At 60.9% G+C, this 16,185-nt stretch carries 11 protein-coding genes and 3 pseudogenes; 9 read left to right on the top strand and 5 right to left on the bottom strand.

Annotated features, from left to right (window positions below):
* Positions 1 to 261: 261 nt before the first annotated feature.
* From EVC45_RS35820 to EVC45_RS35810, 3 genes and pseudogenes are all read right to left on the bottom strand, one after another.
* Positions 262 to 1,971, bottom strand: coding sequence for a SulP family inorganic anion transporter (locus EVC45_RS35820; RefSeq protein ID WP_129962863.1), 1,710 nt, complete (start codon positions 1,969 to 1,971; stop codon positions 262 to 264).
* 79 nt (positions 1,972 to 2,050) lie between these two features.
* Entirely contained in the window at positions 2,051 to 2,239 is a 189-nt protein-coding gene (locus EVC45_RS35815) for a hypothetical protein (RefSeq protein WP_129962862.1), read from the bottom strand.
* A 498-nt stretch (positions 2,240 to 2,737) separates the two neighbouring features.
* Positions 2,738 to 4,322 (bottom strand): annotated as a pseudogene (locus EVC45_RS35810) (DUF3141 domain-containing protein).
* Positions 4,323 to 4,666: 344 nt separating this feature from the next.
* Here EVC45_RS35810 and EVC45_RS35805 point away from each other — a divergent pair.
* Complete coding sequence (locus tag EVC45_RS35805) at positions 4,667 to 5,932, top strand: methionine adenosyltransferase (protein ID WP_248295390.1); 1,266 nt, start codon at positions 4,667 to 4,669, stop codon at positions 5,930 to 5,932.
* 34 nt (positions 5,933 to 5,966) lie between these two features.
* Here EVC45_RS35805 and EVC45_RS35800 read toward each other — a convergent pair whose 3' ends face one another.
* Positions 5,967 to 6,473, bottom strand: a complete 507-nt coding sequence (locus tag EVC45_RS35800) for a hypothetical protein (protein ID WP_248295389.1) — start codon at positions 6,471 to 6,473, stop codon at positions 5,967 to 5,969.
* A 355-nt stretch (positions 6,474 to 6,828) separates the two neighbouring features.
* Here EVC45_RS35800 and cueO point away from each other — a divergent pair, with 355 nt between their 5' ends.
* Entirely contained in the window at positions 6,829 to 8,382 is a 1,554-nt protein-coding gene (cueO, locus tag EVC45_RS35795; RefSeq protein ID WP_129962861.1) for a multicopper oxidase CueO, read from the top strand.
* A 283-nt stretch (positions 8,383 to 8,665) separates the two neighbouring features.
* On the opposite strand, the gene EVC45_RS35790 is transcribed toward cueO, so the two are convergent.
* The gene (locus EVC45_RS35790) at positions 8,666 to 8,863 is read right to left on the bottom strand and encodes a heavy-metal-associated domain-containing protein (protein WP_129962860.1); all 198 of its coding nucleotides are present in this window, start codon (positions 8,861 to 8,863) and stop codon (positions 8,666 to 8,668) included.
* A gap of 235 nt (positions 8,864 to 9,098) precedes the next feature.
* On the opposite strand from EVC45_RS35790, the gene EVC45_RS35785 reads away from it, so the two are divergent.
* The 7 genes and pseudogenes from EVC45_RS35785 to EVC45_RS35755 all read left to right on the top strand — a co-directional run bounded on the left by EVC45_RS35785 (position 9,099) and on the right by EVC45_RS35755 (position 15,898).
* Positions 9,099 to 9,914, top strand: coding sequence for a creatininase family protein (locus tag EVC45_RS35785; protein WP_129962859.1), 816 nt, complete (start codon positions 9,099 to 9,101; stop codon positions 9,912 to 9,914).
* 53 nt (positions 9,915 to 9,967) lie between these two features.
* Positions 9,968 to 11,140: a YncE family protein gene (locus tag EVC45_RS35780; protein WP_129962858.1), complete on the top strand. Its 1,173-nt coding sequence runs from the start codon at positions 9,968 to 9,970 to the stop codon at positions 11,138 to 11,140.
* Positions 11,141 to 11,382: 242 nt separating this feature from the next.
* Positions 11,383 to 11,553, top strand: a pseudogene (locus EVC45_RS35775) (copper resistance protein CopC); the annotation flags it as partial.
* Positions 11,553 to 12,494: pseudogene (locus EVC45_RS35770) on the top strand (copper resistance D family protein). The pseudogenes EVC45_RS35775 and EVC45_RS35770, both read left to right, overlap by 1 nt.
* 169 nt (positions 12,495 to 12,663) lie before the next feature.
* The gene (gene cueR / locus EVC45_RS35765) at positions 12,664 to 13,065 is read left to right on the top strand and encodes a Cu(I)-responsive transcriptional regulator (RefSeq protein ID WP_129962856.1); all 402 of its coding nucleotides are present in this window, start codon (positions 12,664 to 12,666) and stop codon (positions 13,063 to 13,065) included.
* A gap of 111 nt (positions 13,066 to 13,176) precedes the next feature.
* Entirely contained in the window at positions 13,177 to 13,326 is a 150-nt protein-coding gene (locus EVC45_RS35760) for a copper chaperone (RefSeq protein WP_248295388.1), read from the top strand.
* 124 nt (positions 13,327 to 13,450) lie between these two features.
* Positions 13,451 to 15,898 carry a heavy metal translocating P-type ATPase gene (locus EVC45_RS35755; RefSeq protein WP_129962854.1) on the top strand — a complete coding sequence of 816 codons (2,448 nt, stop codon included), beginning with the start codon at positions 13,451 to 13,453 and terminating at the stop codon, positions 15,896 to 15,898.
* The last annotated feature ends 287 nt before the right edge of the window (positions 15,899 to 16,185 follow it).

Genomic DNA, 16,185 nt, shown 5'->3' with positions numbered 1-16,185 from the left:
GCAAGGTATCCAGGATATGCTCCGTCGCGACTGCACTGCTCACGCCCGTTATCCGAATCTGGCCGCTAGCCTGTACCGATCCGGCACGCAGGCTTCCTCGAACTGGCGGCTTCGCCCGGTCAGACAACCAGGTGGTCCTCGGTTGCGGCTCGCGGCGCGTAGTGTTCCCTCAATGCATCACTGCTGCTCACGTCACCTGACAGCGGTCAGTATTGAGCGTGCCCACTGAAAAACTCATCCCGCCGGCGCGTCCCCTCCATGTCAAACCGTTGCCTGCTGCAGATCGAGCGACGCAACGCATTCGTCTACGCTTAGCTCGTGGAGCGTATCGGGTGGCATCACCTCGTCGGCGGCGCGCTGCAGGGCCCGCAGCGCCTTGGGTTTGAGCCGCACGAAAAGCAGCCTCAAGCTGCGCGACGCGCACTCGGCGGCAAAGATGCGCAGCGCTTCGATTGCCGAGCCGTCCACGTCCGGCGTTTCCTCGAGACTCATCATCACCGTCTGCACTGCCGGGTCCTCGCGCAGCAGCGCCCGCACCTGCCCCAGCACGCGCTCCGTATTGGCAAAGAAAAGCGGAACTTCCGGCCGCACGATCAAGAGCCCCGGCAACGGGCGCGCATCCGCATGCGCGGCGATATCAACGAAATCGTGGCTGTCGCGCAGCCGACCCAGCACACTCACGTTTGGTTCCGAGAGCTTGCGCAGCGTGAGCAGCAGGCTCACGCCGATTGCGGCAAGCAACCCGTGCAGCACGCCGAGCACGAGCACGGCCGTGAGCGCGGCGATCACCACGAGCCGGTCGCGACGCCACGTCCAGTAAGGCTTGAACACCGACGGGTGCAGCGAATGGCTCACGGCGAATATCACGACTGCGGCCAGCACCGGTTCGGGCGTGCGGGCAAGTTGCGGCAGCAATAGCAGCACGATCACCGCCACGACGAGCGCGGCGAACACGCCCGCGAGCCGGGTCTGCGCGCCCGCTGCCTCGTTGGCCGACGTCGCCGAGTAGCCTGCGCCCACGGGCATGCCGTGCAGTAGTCCGGAGACGAAGTTCGCGCAGCCGAGCGCAAGCAGGTCGCGATTGGCGGACACGGTGTCGCCATGCTTGAGCGCGAAGTTGCGAATCGATCCGTAGGATTCCGCATAGAGAATCAGCATCAGCGCGACGCCGAGCTCGGCGGTCTGCATCCACTCCGCGCGGCCAATTGCCGGCAAGTCGAACGAAAGGCTCTGCAAATTGATTTCGCCGACCCCGGCAATTCCGTAGCGATGCCAGTCCACCCAGTAGCTCACGACGATGCTGAGCACGATGACGACGAGCGTGGCAGGTATGCGCGAGCGGCGGCCGAGCACGAACAGGACGGCGAGGGCCACCGCGCCCACGGCGATGCTATACGGATTCCAGTGCGCCGCCTGCCCGATGAGGTCCGCGAGCATGCGCGGCGGATGGCTGTTTTTCGCGGGCACGGCAGCGATCTTCGGCAGTTCCTTGACGATGATGGTGATCGCGAGACCGAACGCAAATCCGCGCAGCACGGGCCGCGCGATGAAATCGGACATACCACCGAGCCTGGCCGCACCCGCGAGCATGAACAATACGCCGGTTGTCGCGACGAGCGCCGCGGCCAGCGCGAGCTGCGTGGCCACCACGTTCGAGGTCGGCTCCGAGAACACCGTGGCGGCGAGTACCGCCGCCGACGATGAGGTTGCCGACACGATCGCAAACCGGCTCGTGCCGACGAGCGCATAGACGAGCAAGCCCGCGAGCAACGCAATGAGGCCCGCCTGAGGTGGCAGGTTCGCGATACCCGCATAGGCAACCGCCTCGGGCAACACAAGGCCTGCAATCGAAAGGCCCGCGAGCACGTCGCGCCTCACGCTTTCTGCTCGCGTCAGCGGATATTTGTTGAGCGCGGCGAATTGCTCGGGATGCTGCAGATCGGCTGTTGAGCGTTGTGGCCTGATGAACATGATCGATCGAAGCAAAATCAAAGGATGCGATGCGCGAACGGATCGGCGGTGCCCGAGGCGACTCGCGAAGCCGCGCGCGCTATTGCGCGGCCATCGTGCCCGACCAGGCCGACAAATAGCGCGCCTTCGCCAGGTGCGCATGAGCGAGCGCCTCGCCGAGGTGTTTGCCAATCAGCTCACGCGGCACGAGCGGACGCAGGAAGTCGGACCACAGGAAGTCGGCGAACGGCGTCGGCTTGACGGCAATGAGATGGATGTCCGCGTTCACTGGAGAGCTCTCTTGTATGCTGATCGTAAGCAATCCACCGCATGGCCCGCACCGGTTGCGCGGCTACGGCATGGCAGTCGCGTGGCAATTGCATGACAACTTTGCAGCAACTGTCGCAACGATACAAGGGTTCGGATCGTCGTGGGCGCATGGCCGTCTTTGACAAACGAGTCCGTCAATCAGCGGGAGCGAAGCTTCGCCCAGTGCGTCGCCTATAACGTTGCGAAGCCTGCGCGCAGCGATTGCCAAGATTCCGGAGTGGTGAACGAACCTCGCGATCGTCGAGGCGTTCCGGGAGGCGGGCTATCCAACTCCCGACACGCTGATCGTGCGGCGTAATGTGTAAGGGGCGGTCTGGCGCCGGCGCTGAGCGGAGACTCGAACAATCCGCAATGGCGTCTGCCGGGCATGCGCGACGCTGCTCTATGACATCGACCGAAAGGTGCGGAAACTGACCGCTCGACACCCCTTTGCAGGTGTTGCGGTGTCTGCGCGATGCTATGCCTTCGCTACCGAAGTTTCACGTGCCGGTGTCGCGATGGAGCCAAACAACAGGAAGAAAGCCTGCTCCTCAGCTGCATCACGTTGCCCGCGCGCCGTCAAAATCGTTTCAGAAACCTGCTGGATGAAGGCCCTTTCCTTGCATAGAAATGGGTTGTCGGGGGGCAGCGGCGTGCGGCGTTCTTCCAGCAGTCTGGCGAGCACGGCAATGCCGTTCATCCACGGGCTGAACATCTCCGAGAACACGTAACGACTGGTTCGCATCGGATGCATCCACTTCAGCATCTCTGCGCTCCACGGATTGGAGAGGGTACGCACGAGCGGACTGATGAACATTCGGTAGGCGCTCTCGTTCAGCTCGGAGAGCTGGCGCACCCGGTCGAACGCTTCGCGAGGTGTGCCGAAGTCCAGATCCCGGACCTGCCGTTCCTCGAAGCGCACGGAGTATTGCGGTCGACGGCAATCCAGGTTTCCCGTCGGATTGTCGATCTTCATCTCATAGAGGCCCGGTGCCAGAGATTCGATCTCCTCGAGACTTTCAAAAATCGCGGTGCTCGAGGCGTGCGACGCTCGCCGATACGAAGAGCCCGAGATGGCCGGCATGAGGGTCCGTCAGGTAGACGATCCGCTGCCCGGCCGCCTTGAGATCATTCGTGTTCCGGTATACCGCCGGAATTCACCCGAGCGCCTGCTGCGGCGGCGTGATGTTGTCACCCCATGAAGCGAAGATGACGAGCGGATTGCGGATGCGTCGCAGGTCGGCGACGCAGTCTTCGCAAATCCGGACTTTTCCCTCTTCCAGCCGGTTGCCGATGAACAGATTCTCGACGATGGCGAGGATTTCCTCCCGGCTCAGGAAGTAGAAACCGTTCCACCAGCGCTCGAATTCAAGAAAGCGCTCGCGCTCAGTGTCGATATGGGTGAACAGGTTTGCGTATTTGTCCCACACCGCTTCCGGTTTCTGGTTTTCGAAGTTTGCCGCGAGCCATGCGCCGTCGAAGCGGCCGTCATCCAGATCGGCAAGCAGGTGTGTGAGCCATGCGCCGCCGACCAGCCCGCCGGCAACGCGCATCGGATTCACGCCGGACTCACCTGCCCAGTAGGAAAGCGGTGAGCCGTTGAGCACCGCTGGGCCGACAAGCCCTTCGCAGTCGGCTGAAAGCAGCGTGATAGCCCAGCCGGCCTGGCAGTTGCCATACAGGACCGGCGGCTTGCCCGGGTGCCGTCGTGCGACTTCCTCGATGAATCGCCGCAACGCGTGCAGCACGTCGGCGAGTGTCTGGCCCGGACAGGGCTCGGGAAAGAAGATGACGAAGTAGACTGCATGGCCTTCATGCATCGCCATGCCCACTTCGGACTCGCGCTTGAAGCCGCCAATGCCAGGGCCGTGTCCCGCGCGTGGATCGACGACGATGACAGGTGGCTTTGAGTCATCGAAGCACGCGTCGAAGCAGACGTCGTCGGCACGCGTGATTCGAAGCAGCGCGTAATTCGCCGGGCGTTCGAAACGGCGCGCATCGAGCAGCAGCTCGTAGTCGAAGTCGAGGAGCGGCGGCTTGCCCGCGCGCTCGTGCCCGATCATGTTGTCAGCGCGCTGCCGCAACGCGTTCCAGAACAGCACGCTGCGTTCCGCGACGTCGCGCATATAGTCCAGCGCATCCTGCAGGGCGTTGTTGGTTTCCGCTACTTCCAACGGCTCAGACCGAGCAGCCATGGCAGACTCGCGCGGCGCAGGCGTCATCTTGCTGTGCTTCGAAAGTGCGGTGGACCGCACGGGCACATTCACCTCGGTTTCAGGCATCGATCCGTTCTCCATTCCTTGGGAGTGGTAGTGTGGCACCTGGCAGAGGGGCGCCTGCAGTGGTCCGGCACCTTGCATCGGCACAACAGCCTCACCGTAGCAATTGTGCGTTCGGCGCGCTTGATGTGGATCAAGCCGACGGCGAAAGCGCAGCGCATGATCAACAGGACCATCACGTCAGTGTGAGGCCCTTGGCCGCCCTCCTCATGGTATCGACTGCAAACATCGTCGTGACCGTTGAGCGCACCGCGCCGCTTGACCACGCGGGCGTCGAAATTTGTGAGCACAAGGGTGTCGGTCACCCTGATACGTTGTGCGACGGCGCTGTGGAAGCGGCGGCTCGCGCGCTGGGTCGTGCTTACCTTGACGATTACAAAGCCGTGCAGCACTTCAACCTGGACAAGGCGCTCCTGGTTGGCGGCCTGAGCGAGCCTCGTTTCGGCGGCGGCCGTATCACCCGGCGCATGAAGCTGTTTGTCTCGGGGCCTGTGACCACCCTCGTGTCTGGGTCACCGGAGACGGTGATCCGGCAGGCTGTGAGCGACCATTTTGCCGGGACGCTGAAGCTCGAAGATGGTCTGATCGACGTGGTTCCGATGCTGCGACCGGGCGCGCCCTGTCTGCAGCGGGTCAACGCTTGTGCGGGCATGCCGCTGGCCAACGACACATCATTTGGAGTGGGCTATGCCCCGTTGTCGGACCTCGAACAACGGGTGCTGAAAGCGGCGGAATTACTCAAGTCCGATGTGCTGCGCACAACGTTTCCTGCGCTGGGCTTCGACTACAAGATCATGGGTCACCGCATCGGGGAGCTGATGCGTCTCACGATCGCACTGGCTTTCGTGGACCGTTATGTGGTCGATGCAGCCAGCTATTTTTCGCAGAAGTCGGCAGTGGAGACGTTTCTTGCCAGTCATCTCGGCGAAGCCTGCACCGTCCGGTGTAACGCGCTTGATGAGCCGCATGCCCGAGAGGAGAGCGGACTGTATCTGACGGTCACCGGCCTGAGTGCCGAGCAGGGCGACGACGGCGAAGTGGGGCGCGGCAATCGCATCAACGGGCTAATTACGCCTGGGCGGCCGATGTCGCTCGAAGCAGTTGCGGGCAAGAATCCGGCCTCTCACGTCGGAAAACTCTATAACGTGCTCGCGCATCGGCTCGCGCAATCCATCTTCGATGATCTGGACGGCGCGATGACGGTGACAGTCCGGTTGCTGTCGGCGATTGGCAGCCGGATCGACGAGCCACAGCTGGCTGCAGTCGACGTCTGCGCGTCCGATCGCCTGTCCGACGCACAGCGCCATCGCATACGGGAACGCGTTGCACATGGACTGGCCGGACTGCCCGCACTGACCCGGGAGATGATCGACGGCAGCGTGCCGGTCTGCTGAGCGGCTGCCCGTTCGCGGCCGGCGGTCACAACGCTCATTGAGCGGGGGCCGGCGGATTTTGCTGCTGCATCATTTGCTCCATCATCATCTGCATCATGTCCATGCGGTTTTCCATCATGTTCATGCGCTCGTTCGCGCCCGAGCCGCGCTTGCCGCTCTGAGCGCGATTGGTGGTGCCTCCCATCCCTTGCTGTCCCATCATGCCCATCATCATCGGGCCGCCCATCCCGTGCATCGACTGCATCGCGTCCTGCATGGTACGCATGTGTTCGTCCAGCAGCCGCTGGCGCGCTGCGGGATCCTTTGTGTGGCGGATTTCATCCATCTGCGCGAGCATCTTCTGCATCTGCCGGCGTGCTTCTTCAAGTCGGTCGGCGGATTGCGCAGCCGGTGCCGGTGGCGCGCCGGCGGAACTCTTCGGTGCGGATGCACCCGATTGCGCCGCTGACGCCGGGTGATGCGAGTCGTCGGCCTGCACATTGGCTGCCATGGCCAGTGCCGTGCTCACCGCGAACAGGGACAAGGCGGTTCTCATTTTCATGATGTCTGCTCCAGTCAATGGGGATTCCATTTTGCGAAATGCGTGCGGCGCACCAGTTGACCAGGATCAACCACGACGCAACATGAATGCTCCCGGCAGCATGAAGTCCGTGCAACGCGGGCTTCAGGTCGCAGGTGACGATCGCGGAGGCGGTTCGGTTGCGCGCGGGTGCCGCATCGGGCCACCGTGATGTGACGTCGCTTCGTCTGATCAACGAAGCGCGCAGTGCGTCATCCGTTAGGCTTACTGCTGACGCGGTGCGTATTGATCGACGCCGGAAGGCGCGACTGATACGCCATCGGTGACGAAGCTGCTATCGTATGACGTCAACTAGTGCGATGTCGGGAGCCTAAACATGCAACGTCGTGAGTTCATTAGATGTGCTGCGGCATGGACGGCCGCGACCGCACTGCCCATCTGGCCTGCATATGCTTTCGCAGCGAACCAGCCACAACTGCCAATTCCTCCCCTTGTGGAGCCCGACGCCCAGGGACAGATAAACCTGAACGTCCAGGCAGGAAAGTCCAGGATCAAGGGAGCGAATTTAACGGCGACGTGGGGATTCAACGGTGCATTATTGGGACCAGCATTGCGTTTGAAGCGCGGCAGCGGCACTACCATTCTGGTGCACAACCGATTGCCTGAGGCTGTCGCCGTACACTGGCATGGCGTCGAGGTTCCAGGCACCGCTGATGGGGGGCCGCAGGCGCCGATCGATCCGGGCAACACCGGCATGGCTCAGTTCGTCGTTGATCAGCCGGCTGCAACCTGCTGGTTTCATCCGCATACCCATCACGTGAGCGGACACCAGGTCGCGATGGGACTGGCTGGACTGATCGTGATCGAAGACGCCGAAAGCCGTGCCCTGAACGTGCCGAAGAAGTGGGGAGTGGATGATATTCCCGTCGTTTTGCAGGACAAAAGAATTAACAGCAAAGGGCAGATCGATTACAAACTGGATGTCATGAGTGCGGCAGTTGGCTGGTTTGGAAACGTGATGCTAACCAACGGCGTTGTCTACCCAAAGCACGTTGCCCCCCGTGGCTGGTTGCGCTTTCGTTTTCTGAATGGATGTAACGCTCGCTCGCTGAGATTGGCCATCAGTGACAGACGGTCTATGTACGTTATTGGCAGTGACGGCGGATTTCTCGGCGAACCAGTCAAAGTGGCGGAACTCCCGATATTGATGGGGGAGCGATTCGAGGTTCTGGTCGATGCAACCGATGGCAGGCCATTTGACATCGTGACGCTTCCCGTGCGCCAGATGGGGATGGTTTTGGCACCATTCGACAAGGAACTGCCTGTTGTAAGAATCGAGGCAGTAACAGAGTTGGGGGCCGGCAGGCTGCCGGATAAGCTGGTAGCCATTCCCGGCATTCCGTCAACCGAACAGATGTCGCAGCGGACACTTCAACTGTCAATGGACCCAAATCTCGATATGTTGGGCATGGACGCGTTAATGGAAAGATACGGTGAGCAAGCGATGGCCGGGATCGATATGGCGGGTCATGGCATGGCCATGCATGACATGGGCGATATGCCCTCCGCGAAAGATATCAACCTGCATTCTGCTAACTTCATCAATGGACAGTCATTTGACATGAGGAAGCCCATGTTTGACGTCAAGAGGGGGCAGTATGAAAGGTGGATTATTTCTGCGGAAGGAGATGCGATGTTGCATCCATTTCATATCCACGGAACCCAATTTCGGACCATCTCTGAGAATGGAAAACCTCCCGCAGATCACCGTCGTGGCTGGAAGGACACCGTGAATGTTGAAGGCGCGAGGAGTGAAGTTCTGGTGCGGTTTAACCAGTTGGCTCCGCCGGGAAGAGCGTATATGGCTCATTGCCATCTGCTGGAGCATGAAGACACGGGGATGATGACTTCATTTACTGTCAGTGCGTAGGAGTGTCGGCACTCGACAGCTTCGGAGCATCAGGAACTATCCCGTCGGCTGAAGACAGGGGGCCATCGCCGTCGCCCGGATACGCTGCCGAACGTCCGCTATTGGCGAGCACTTGACGAGGCGGTCGCGGGTCTGCTGCAACGTCACGGTCAAAACCGCAAGAGCCGTGCGCAGCGTCAGGATGCCACGGCAAACCCTGGCACCATTGAATATCATAAATTCGCCTGCGGCGATTGGACGCACCGGCGCGGCAAATCGGGTTCGCTGCGCCGGTTCAGGTTTTTCACGCTCGTACCGATGCGCTGTAACCCGCCTCCCGGATCGCGGAAACAAAGTCGTTTGCCGGACGCGTGGATTCGATTTGCACGGTTCGGGCTGCGATATCGATGTCGACTCTCGGCTGGGCGTCTACGTCTTTCACTGCCCTCGCGATGACTCCGGAGCAGTGTCCGCATGTCATATTGGGTACTTGCAGTTCCATGCTAAAACTCCATTTGTTGGTAAGACATTTACATTATCGACATTCCAACCGTGGCAAGGTCAAGGCCCTTTCGACCGACGCGGCATGTTCCGAGCGCCAGACTACGTTCGGGGATTGCCAAGTCGCGGGACCAACGACCGTGTGCGCGGGAATTTCGGACGCAAAGTTCGTTCACTAGCTTAAAGTTCACGTAGACTGCTGAGCCGTGTCTCTCGACCATCCTATTCAACACGGTATGCGTATCAACCTTCAAAGTGTTTTCGCGGCCGCCGTCGTTTTTGCGGCAATCCAGTCCGCCATGGCGCAGACACCCAGGACAGTGCAACTGGAAGAGTTGACCTGGACCGAACTGCGCGATCAGATCCACGCTGGCAAGACCACGATCATCATCCCCATCGGAGGGACCGAGCAAAGCGGACCGTACGTCGCGCTCGGCAAGCACAATGCGCGCGTCAAGGTATTGTCGCAGCGCATCGCGGAACAACTCGGTAACGCGCTCGTCGCCCCCGTGATTGCCTACGTTCCCGAGGGCGGCTATGCACCGCCCACATCGCACATGCGCTTCCCCGGCACGATTACGGTGCCCGACGACGTATTCGAAAAGACTCTCGAGTCTGCCGCGAATAGTTTTAAGGTTCACGGTTTCACGAACATCGTTTTTCTCGGCGATCACGGCAGTTACCAGAACGACATCAAGCACGCGGTCGCGTATCTGAACAAGACGTGGGCCGGGTCGGGCGCGCGCGCGTTCGTCCCGCCGGAATATTACGCATCGAGTTCCGACGGCTACGCACAGATTCTGCGTCAGCGCGGCGTGCGTGACGACGAGATCGGCACGCACGCAGGACTGGCCGATACGTCATTGCTGCTGGCGGTCGCTCCGCAAATGGTGCGTGTCGAACGCTTGCGCGACGCGCCGAAACCCGGTGCGACCGATGGCGTGTATGGCGGCGATCCGCGCCGCTCGAGCGTCGAGCTCGGGCAGCTCGGCGTCGACGCGATTGTCTCGCGCACGGTCGGCGCGATCAGGGCGGAGGTCGGCAGCCGCTAACACCGCCGGTTAGTCGTCTTTGATCACCCGTTCATTCGATAACGAAAACTGCCATGAAATTGAATTCCAGCCGTTTGTCGCGCATCGCAACGGCGCTTGCCGCCGGGCTGGCCGGTTGCTGGGCTGCTAGCGCGGTATTTGCCGCATCCGCCGTTTCGACCGTGCCGGGAATGCCGCCCGTCGTGAATCCTGCCAACCTGTATGGCGAAGCGGATGCAGGTCATATGAGCCCGGCAGTCGCGGGTGCGCTGTCGCGCATCTATGTGCCGAATCTGCGTTCGAACGACGTGTACGTAATCGATCCGGCCACGTTCAAGGTCGTGGACAGGTTTCGTGTTGGCTATAGCCCGCAGCACATCGTTCCGTCCTGGGATCTGCAGACGCTGTGGGTCACCAACAACGCCGAAGGGCGTTCCGACGGCAGCCTGACGCCGATCGATCCGAAAACCGGCAAGCCCGGAAAAGAGGTGATGGTCGACGATCCGTATAACATGTATTTCACGCCGGACGGCAAGGAAGCGATTGTCGTCGCGGAAGCGCACGAGCGTCTCGACTTTCGCGATCCGCACACGATGGCGCTGAAATCGAGCCTGTCCGTGCCGGAGTGCAAGGGGATCAACCATGCCGACTTCTCGATCGACGGAAAATATGTACTGTTCACGTGCGAGTTCGGCGGCAGGATCGCGAAGATTGATCTCGTGAATCGTAAGGTCGTCGGCTATCTCGATCTGAGTAAAAAGGGCATGCCGCAGGACATCCGCATTTCGGCGGACGGCAAGGTGTTTTACGTCGCGGACATGAAGGCCGACGGCGTGTTCGTCGTGGACGGCGACAGCTTCACGAAGATCGAGTTCCTGAAGACAGGCGTGGGCGCACATGGCCTCTATCCGAGCCGCGATGGAACGAAGCTGTACGTCGCGAACCGTGGCTCCAATCTCATCCATGGGCCGCGGAATGGCAAGGGCAGCGTATCGGTGATCGACTTTGCGACGCGCAAGGTCGTCGCAACGTGGCCGATTCCCGGCGGCGGCAGCCCGGACATGGGTAACGTCAGCCCGGACGGCAAGACGTTATGGCTCTCTGGCCGGTTCGACGATGTCGTCTACGCGATCGACACGACGACCGGTGTCGGAAAATCCATCCCTGTCGGCATGGAGCCACACGGGATGACCGTCTGGCCGCAACCTGGGCGCTATTCGCTCGGTCATACCGGCAATATGCGCTGACCAGCGGCAATTCGGGTTACCTCCTCGATATCCCGAAAGACACCGGACCGGCACACCCATTGTCCTGACGCTGCTCCTTTTGCACGGCAAAGCGAGGCTGGCAGAAGAGCGCGTCGATTGCTGCATGCTCCATCGCTGGTGTTCGTCGCATCAGGGCGGCGACGTGCAGCGCATCCGTTCACTCGACAGTCGAGCGAGGGAATCGCAACGTGAACGTCGTGCCTTGATCGCTGCTCCGAACGTCAAGCGGCGCTGCGGTCACGAAAGAAAAGGCCAAGGTCGACGCGTTCGATTCGCGCATCATGACTGTCGCGCTGCCGAAACTTGCATCGGGCAAGTACACCGTCCAGTGGGCCGTGATGACCGCCGATTCTCATAAGACCAAAGGCACATATGCCTTCCAGGTGAAGTGATGAACGACGGGTTCCTCGGCATCCTGCGCCTCGTTGCGGTAGCCATACAGAACGTCGGCTTCGCCGTCATCGTCGGGACATTGCTCAGCAGCCAGTGGCTCGCTCGGGGCGAGTCTGACTAGCAAGTTGGAATTGGCAAACGTCTGCTCGCGACAGTGCGAATTGCATCCGTTGTCTCGCTGTCCGCGAGCGCACTGTCGTTCTGGGCGCACTGTGCATTGATGAGCGAGTCGACGCTATTCGAAGCTGGCCCCGCCGTATGGTCGATGGTCGTGGAAACCGGTTTTGGGCACGCATGGCTGGTCGGCGCTGCCTTCACCCTTTGTATCATCGCGTTGTCATTCCTGCGCTCAGGAAGCGACACCCGCTTCCCGCTGCTGATGTGGATTGCTTTGGCGGGTGCCGCTCTTGCTCGCAGTAATGGCGGGCATCCAGTGGATTCAGGGCTTTTCAGCCTGCCGGTCTGGGTGGATTGGCTGCATTTGCTGGCTATCAGCGCGTGGGTCGGCCTCGTGCTCGTGACAACCTACGTGGTGATGCCGCCGCTGATTCGTGTACCCGGCAGCGAACGCCGGAACGGCGCCTCGTTCGTGCATTCGCTCTCCGACGCGTCGACTTACGCATTGATTGTCCTGTTCAGTACGGGCGCTTACAACGGATGGCGTGGAGTCAACACACCTTCAAATCTGCTCGAGTCGACATATGGACAGATTTTCTTGCTCAAGCTCGCACTCGTCCTGGTTGCCGCTGCGCTCGGAGGACACAATCGCTTCTTCGAGATGCCAAAGTTGGTGTCCGCGTTGAAGAGTCCTTCCGCAGCCGCACCTTCGAGGCCGCTGCGCCGTTTTGCGACGGTGCTCCAGCTTGAGTCATTGGTGCTGGCCGGCGTGCTGATGGTGGCTGCCGTACTGGTCTCGAGTCCACTGCCAGGCTCGACGTAAGCCACTAGGACTTGCATGTCTGCTCGAGATTTGGAACCTTGGTGGCGGCTCGAAACAGGGTAGAAACTGGCTCCTTGTTTCCAGCACGCAGCTCCAGGACTTGACCTTCCCACTACGGGAAGGTCAACACTGGTTGCAGTGTGGCGGGTGTACCGCTTGGGAGAAAGTCATGAATATCGGCGAGGTCGCGAAATCTTCGGGCGTTTCTGCCAAGATGATTCGCCATTACGAGGAATCCGGGCTGATTCGTCCCGCGACGCGAACCGACTCGAACTATCGGGTCTACTCGGCGCGGGATGTCGAGGTTCTGCGATTCGTACGCAGGGCACGGCATCTCGGCTTCTCCACTAGGCAAATTTCCGCATTGCTGGCACTTTGGGAAGACCGCGAACGGCCGAGCAGCGAGGTCAAGCACATGGTTACGCAGCACATCGGCGACCTGGACGAGCGCATCCGCGAACTCGTTGAGATGCGGGATACCCTCCAGTATCTGGCCGAGCACTGCAAGGGAGACTCGCGCCCGGACTGCCCGATTCTGGCGGAACTGGCTGGCCAACCGCATTGCAGTTGATCCAGGACAGGGTTTAGGTCACAGAAACCATGTACGAATGAACCAACCGTAAATGGAGTTGGGAAATAACTCGAAATCAAGGATATGACGTGCGGCCGCTGTGCAGGCGTCGTGACGAAGGCCATCAAGATTGTCGATGCAAACGCGCAGGTCGATATCGACCTGACCATCAGGGTTGTTCGCGTTTTATCGGAGCATGCACCGGGCGATTTCATCCCGGTCATCCAGCAGGCCGGATATAGCCCTACCGAACTTGGCTGACTTGCCGGGTCTCACCAGCCCGGTTACGGCGACGCAAATGCGTGCGTCTTCAATGCGAACCGGATCGGGCCGAGCCCTGCTGTGAGTCGAAAGTAGCCTATGCGGGTATCAAGGGAGCGTCAAGATGGACAGTCAAGGCAGCAAAGACCGGTCTTATCAACAACGGAATTCCGGGCACTCGTCGTCGGACGCGCATCACTCGCACGGTGCAGATGAGCACGACGCGTGCACTGGGCACGAGCACGGCGCGCATGTCCATCACGGAGAAAGCAACCACGCACATACGGGTGCCGGAGAACCACTTCGAGACCCGGTCTGCGGGATGAAAGTGACAAACGACTCCAGCTTTCATTGCGAACACGGCGGCAAGGAATACTACTTCTGCAGCGACGCATGTTTGGCCAAGTTTCAGGCTGTCCCGGAGAAGTACGTCGGGGCCCCATCAGCCGAGCATGCACCACCAGCACCTGTGGGCACAATCTATACGTGCCCGATGCACCCGGAAATACGCCAGGACCATCCAGGCCAGTGCCCCAAGTGCGGCATGACGCTGGAACCGATTCTGCCCAGCATCGACGAAGGCGAAAATCCGGAGCTGATCGATTTTCGGCGTCGCTTCTGGTGGACGCTGCCGCTGACTGCGGTCGTCTTCGTACTGGCGATGTTTGGCCACCGGCTTCGATTGATGTCTGCGGTGACCGGAAGCTGGGTTGAGTTTCTCGTTTCCACCCCCGTCATCCTGTGGGCCGGTTTCCCGTTTTTTGAACGGTGCGTGCGCTCGTTCCTCAACCGTAGTCCTAACATGTGGACACTCATCGGGCTCGGTACAGGCGCCGCCTACATTTACAGCGTCGTCGCCACCATCTTCCCGGGCGTATTTCCTGAGACGTACAGCGCACACGGCCGGGTCAGTGTCTATTTCGAAGCTGCGGCAGTCATCATTTCGCTGACGCTTCTCGGGCAGCTCCTCGAACTGAAGGCTCGCTCTCAAACGTCTGCCGCCATCAAGGCGCTTCTCGGGCTTGCGCCTAAGACCGCCCGACGCATCAACCCGGATAGCTCGGAAGAGGATGTCCCGTTGTCCCATGTGCACGTAGGAGACCTGCTTCGAGTGCGACCGGGCGAGAAAGTCCCGGTGGATGGCGTAGTGACCGAGGGCGCAAGCTCGCTCGATGAATCCATGATTACGGGGGAACCCATTCCCGTGACGAAGCGCGTTGGCGACCACGTCATCGGCGCGACGATGAATGCGAGCGGCAGTCTGGTCATCCGGCCCGAAAAGGTTGGCTCGCAAACCGTGCTGTCGCAAATCGTGCAGATGGTCGCTCAGGCACAACGGTCCAGGGCACCCATGCAGCGGATGGCTGACAAGGTTGCCGGCGTGTTCGTCCTTGTCGTCGTCGGCATCGCGCTGCTGACGTTCCTGCTATGGGGGCTGTTTGGGCCAGAACCCAGCTGGGTATTCGGTCTCATTAATGCGGTCGCGGTGCTGATTATCGCGTGCCCTTGCGCGCTTGGACTCGCCACGCCAATGTCCATCATGGTCGCCAGTGGCAAAGGCGCATCAAACGGCGTTCTCTTTCGCGATGCAGCCGCGATTGAAAATCTGCGCAAGGTCGACGTACTGATTGTCGACAAGACAGGAACACTTACCGAAGGTCGTCCCTCCTTCGAGCGGGCTGCGGGTACAAATGGCTACACGGCCGAAGAGGTACTTCGACTGGCAGCGAGTGTTGACCAGGGCAGCGAGCATCCACTTGCCGCGGCGATTGTCGCGGCCGCCCGCGCGAAGAACCTGGCCCTGGAGCGCGCCGAGGACTTCGAATCCGCGACAGGTATAGGTGTGCGAGCGCTGGTTGCCGGCCGCAAGCTGGCATTGGGCAACACGGCGCTGATGCAGACTGACTCCGTGTCGGTCGAGCCGCTCGCCAGCGAGGCGGACAGCATGCGAGCACAAGGGGCAAGCGTCATGTATCTGGCTGTCGACGGTCGTCTGGCAGGGTTGTTGGCCGTCGCCGACCCGATCAAGGCGACGACGCCGGAAGCACTCGCGAGGTTGAAGGAGAACGGCATTCGTGTCGTGATGGCAACCGGCGACGGTGTCGTGACGGCAAGGGCCGTTGCCCGCAAGCTCGGTATCGACGAATTCCATGGCGAGGTCAAGCCGGCCGACAAACTCGATCTGGTGACGAGGCTTCAACAGGCCCGGCATGTCGTGGCGATGGCCGGAGACGGCATCAACGACGCGCCGGCGCTCGCGAAGGCCGATGTCGGCGTTGCCATGGGAACCGGCACGGATGTGGCGATGAGCAGTGCGCAGGTCACCCTCGTCAAAGGTGACTTGCGCGGCATCGTTCGTGCGCGGGAGCTGTCCGAGGCAACCGTTGCAAATATGAAGCAGAACCTTGGCTTCGCGTTCGTTTATAACGCGCTTGGCGTTCCTCTCGCTGCCGGGGTGCTATTCCCGTTTACCGGGTTGGTACTGTCGCCGATGATTGCAGCGCTTGCCATGAGCCTGAGTTCCGCTTCAGTGGTTTCTAACGCGCTCAGGCTGCGTAACGCACGCATTTAGAGTTGATCTTGCCGGAGACGGTGTGCATCCCCGGGCGATGCGTGATTGCGCGACCATCATGCTTCGCTGCTGCCCGGCCTGCGTGGGCGGCCAGTTGTGCCGGTTTCAGCGTGATCTCGCGCGATGTGCGTCGACACCCGAGCACGCCGCGCGGCAATCAGGCTCTGGTCTGGCTGGACTTCCCGGAACCCTGTAGCGGCCAGCCGATGAATGCGAGCACCCATAGTCCCACCAGGTTCAGCAGTGGTACTACTGCCAGGACTGCCCACAACGGGGAGAGGCCGATC

Origin of the sequence: Paraburkholderia sp. UYCP14C (assembly GCF_004197395.1) — a bacterium.
GTDB lineage: Bacteria > Pseudomonadota > Gammaproteobacteria > Burkholderiales > Burkholderiaceae > Paraburkholderia.
Note: the sequence above shows the minus strand (reverse complement) of the source record. Positions and strands in the feature narration are given on the sequence as shown.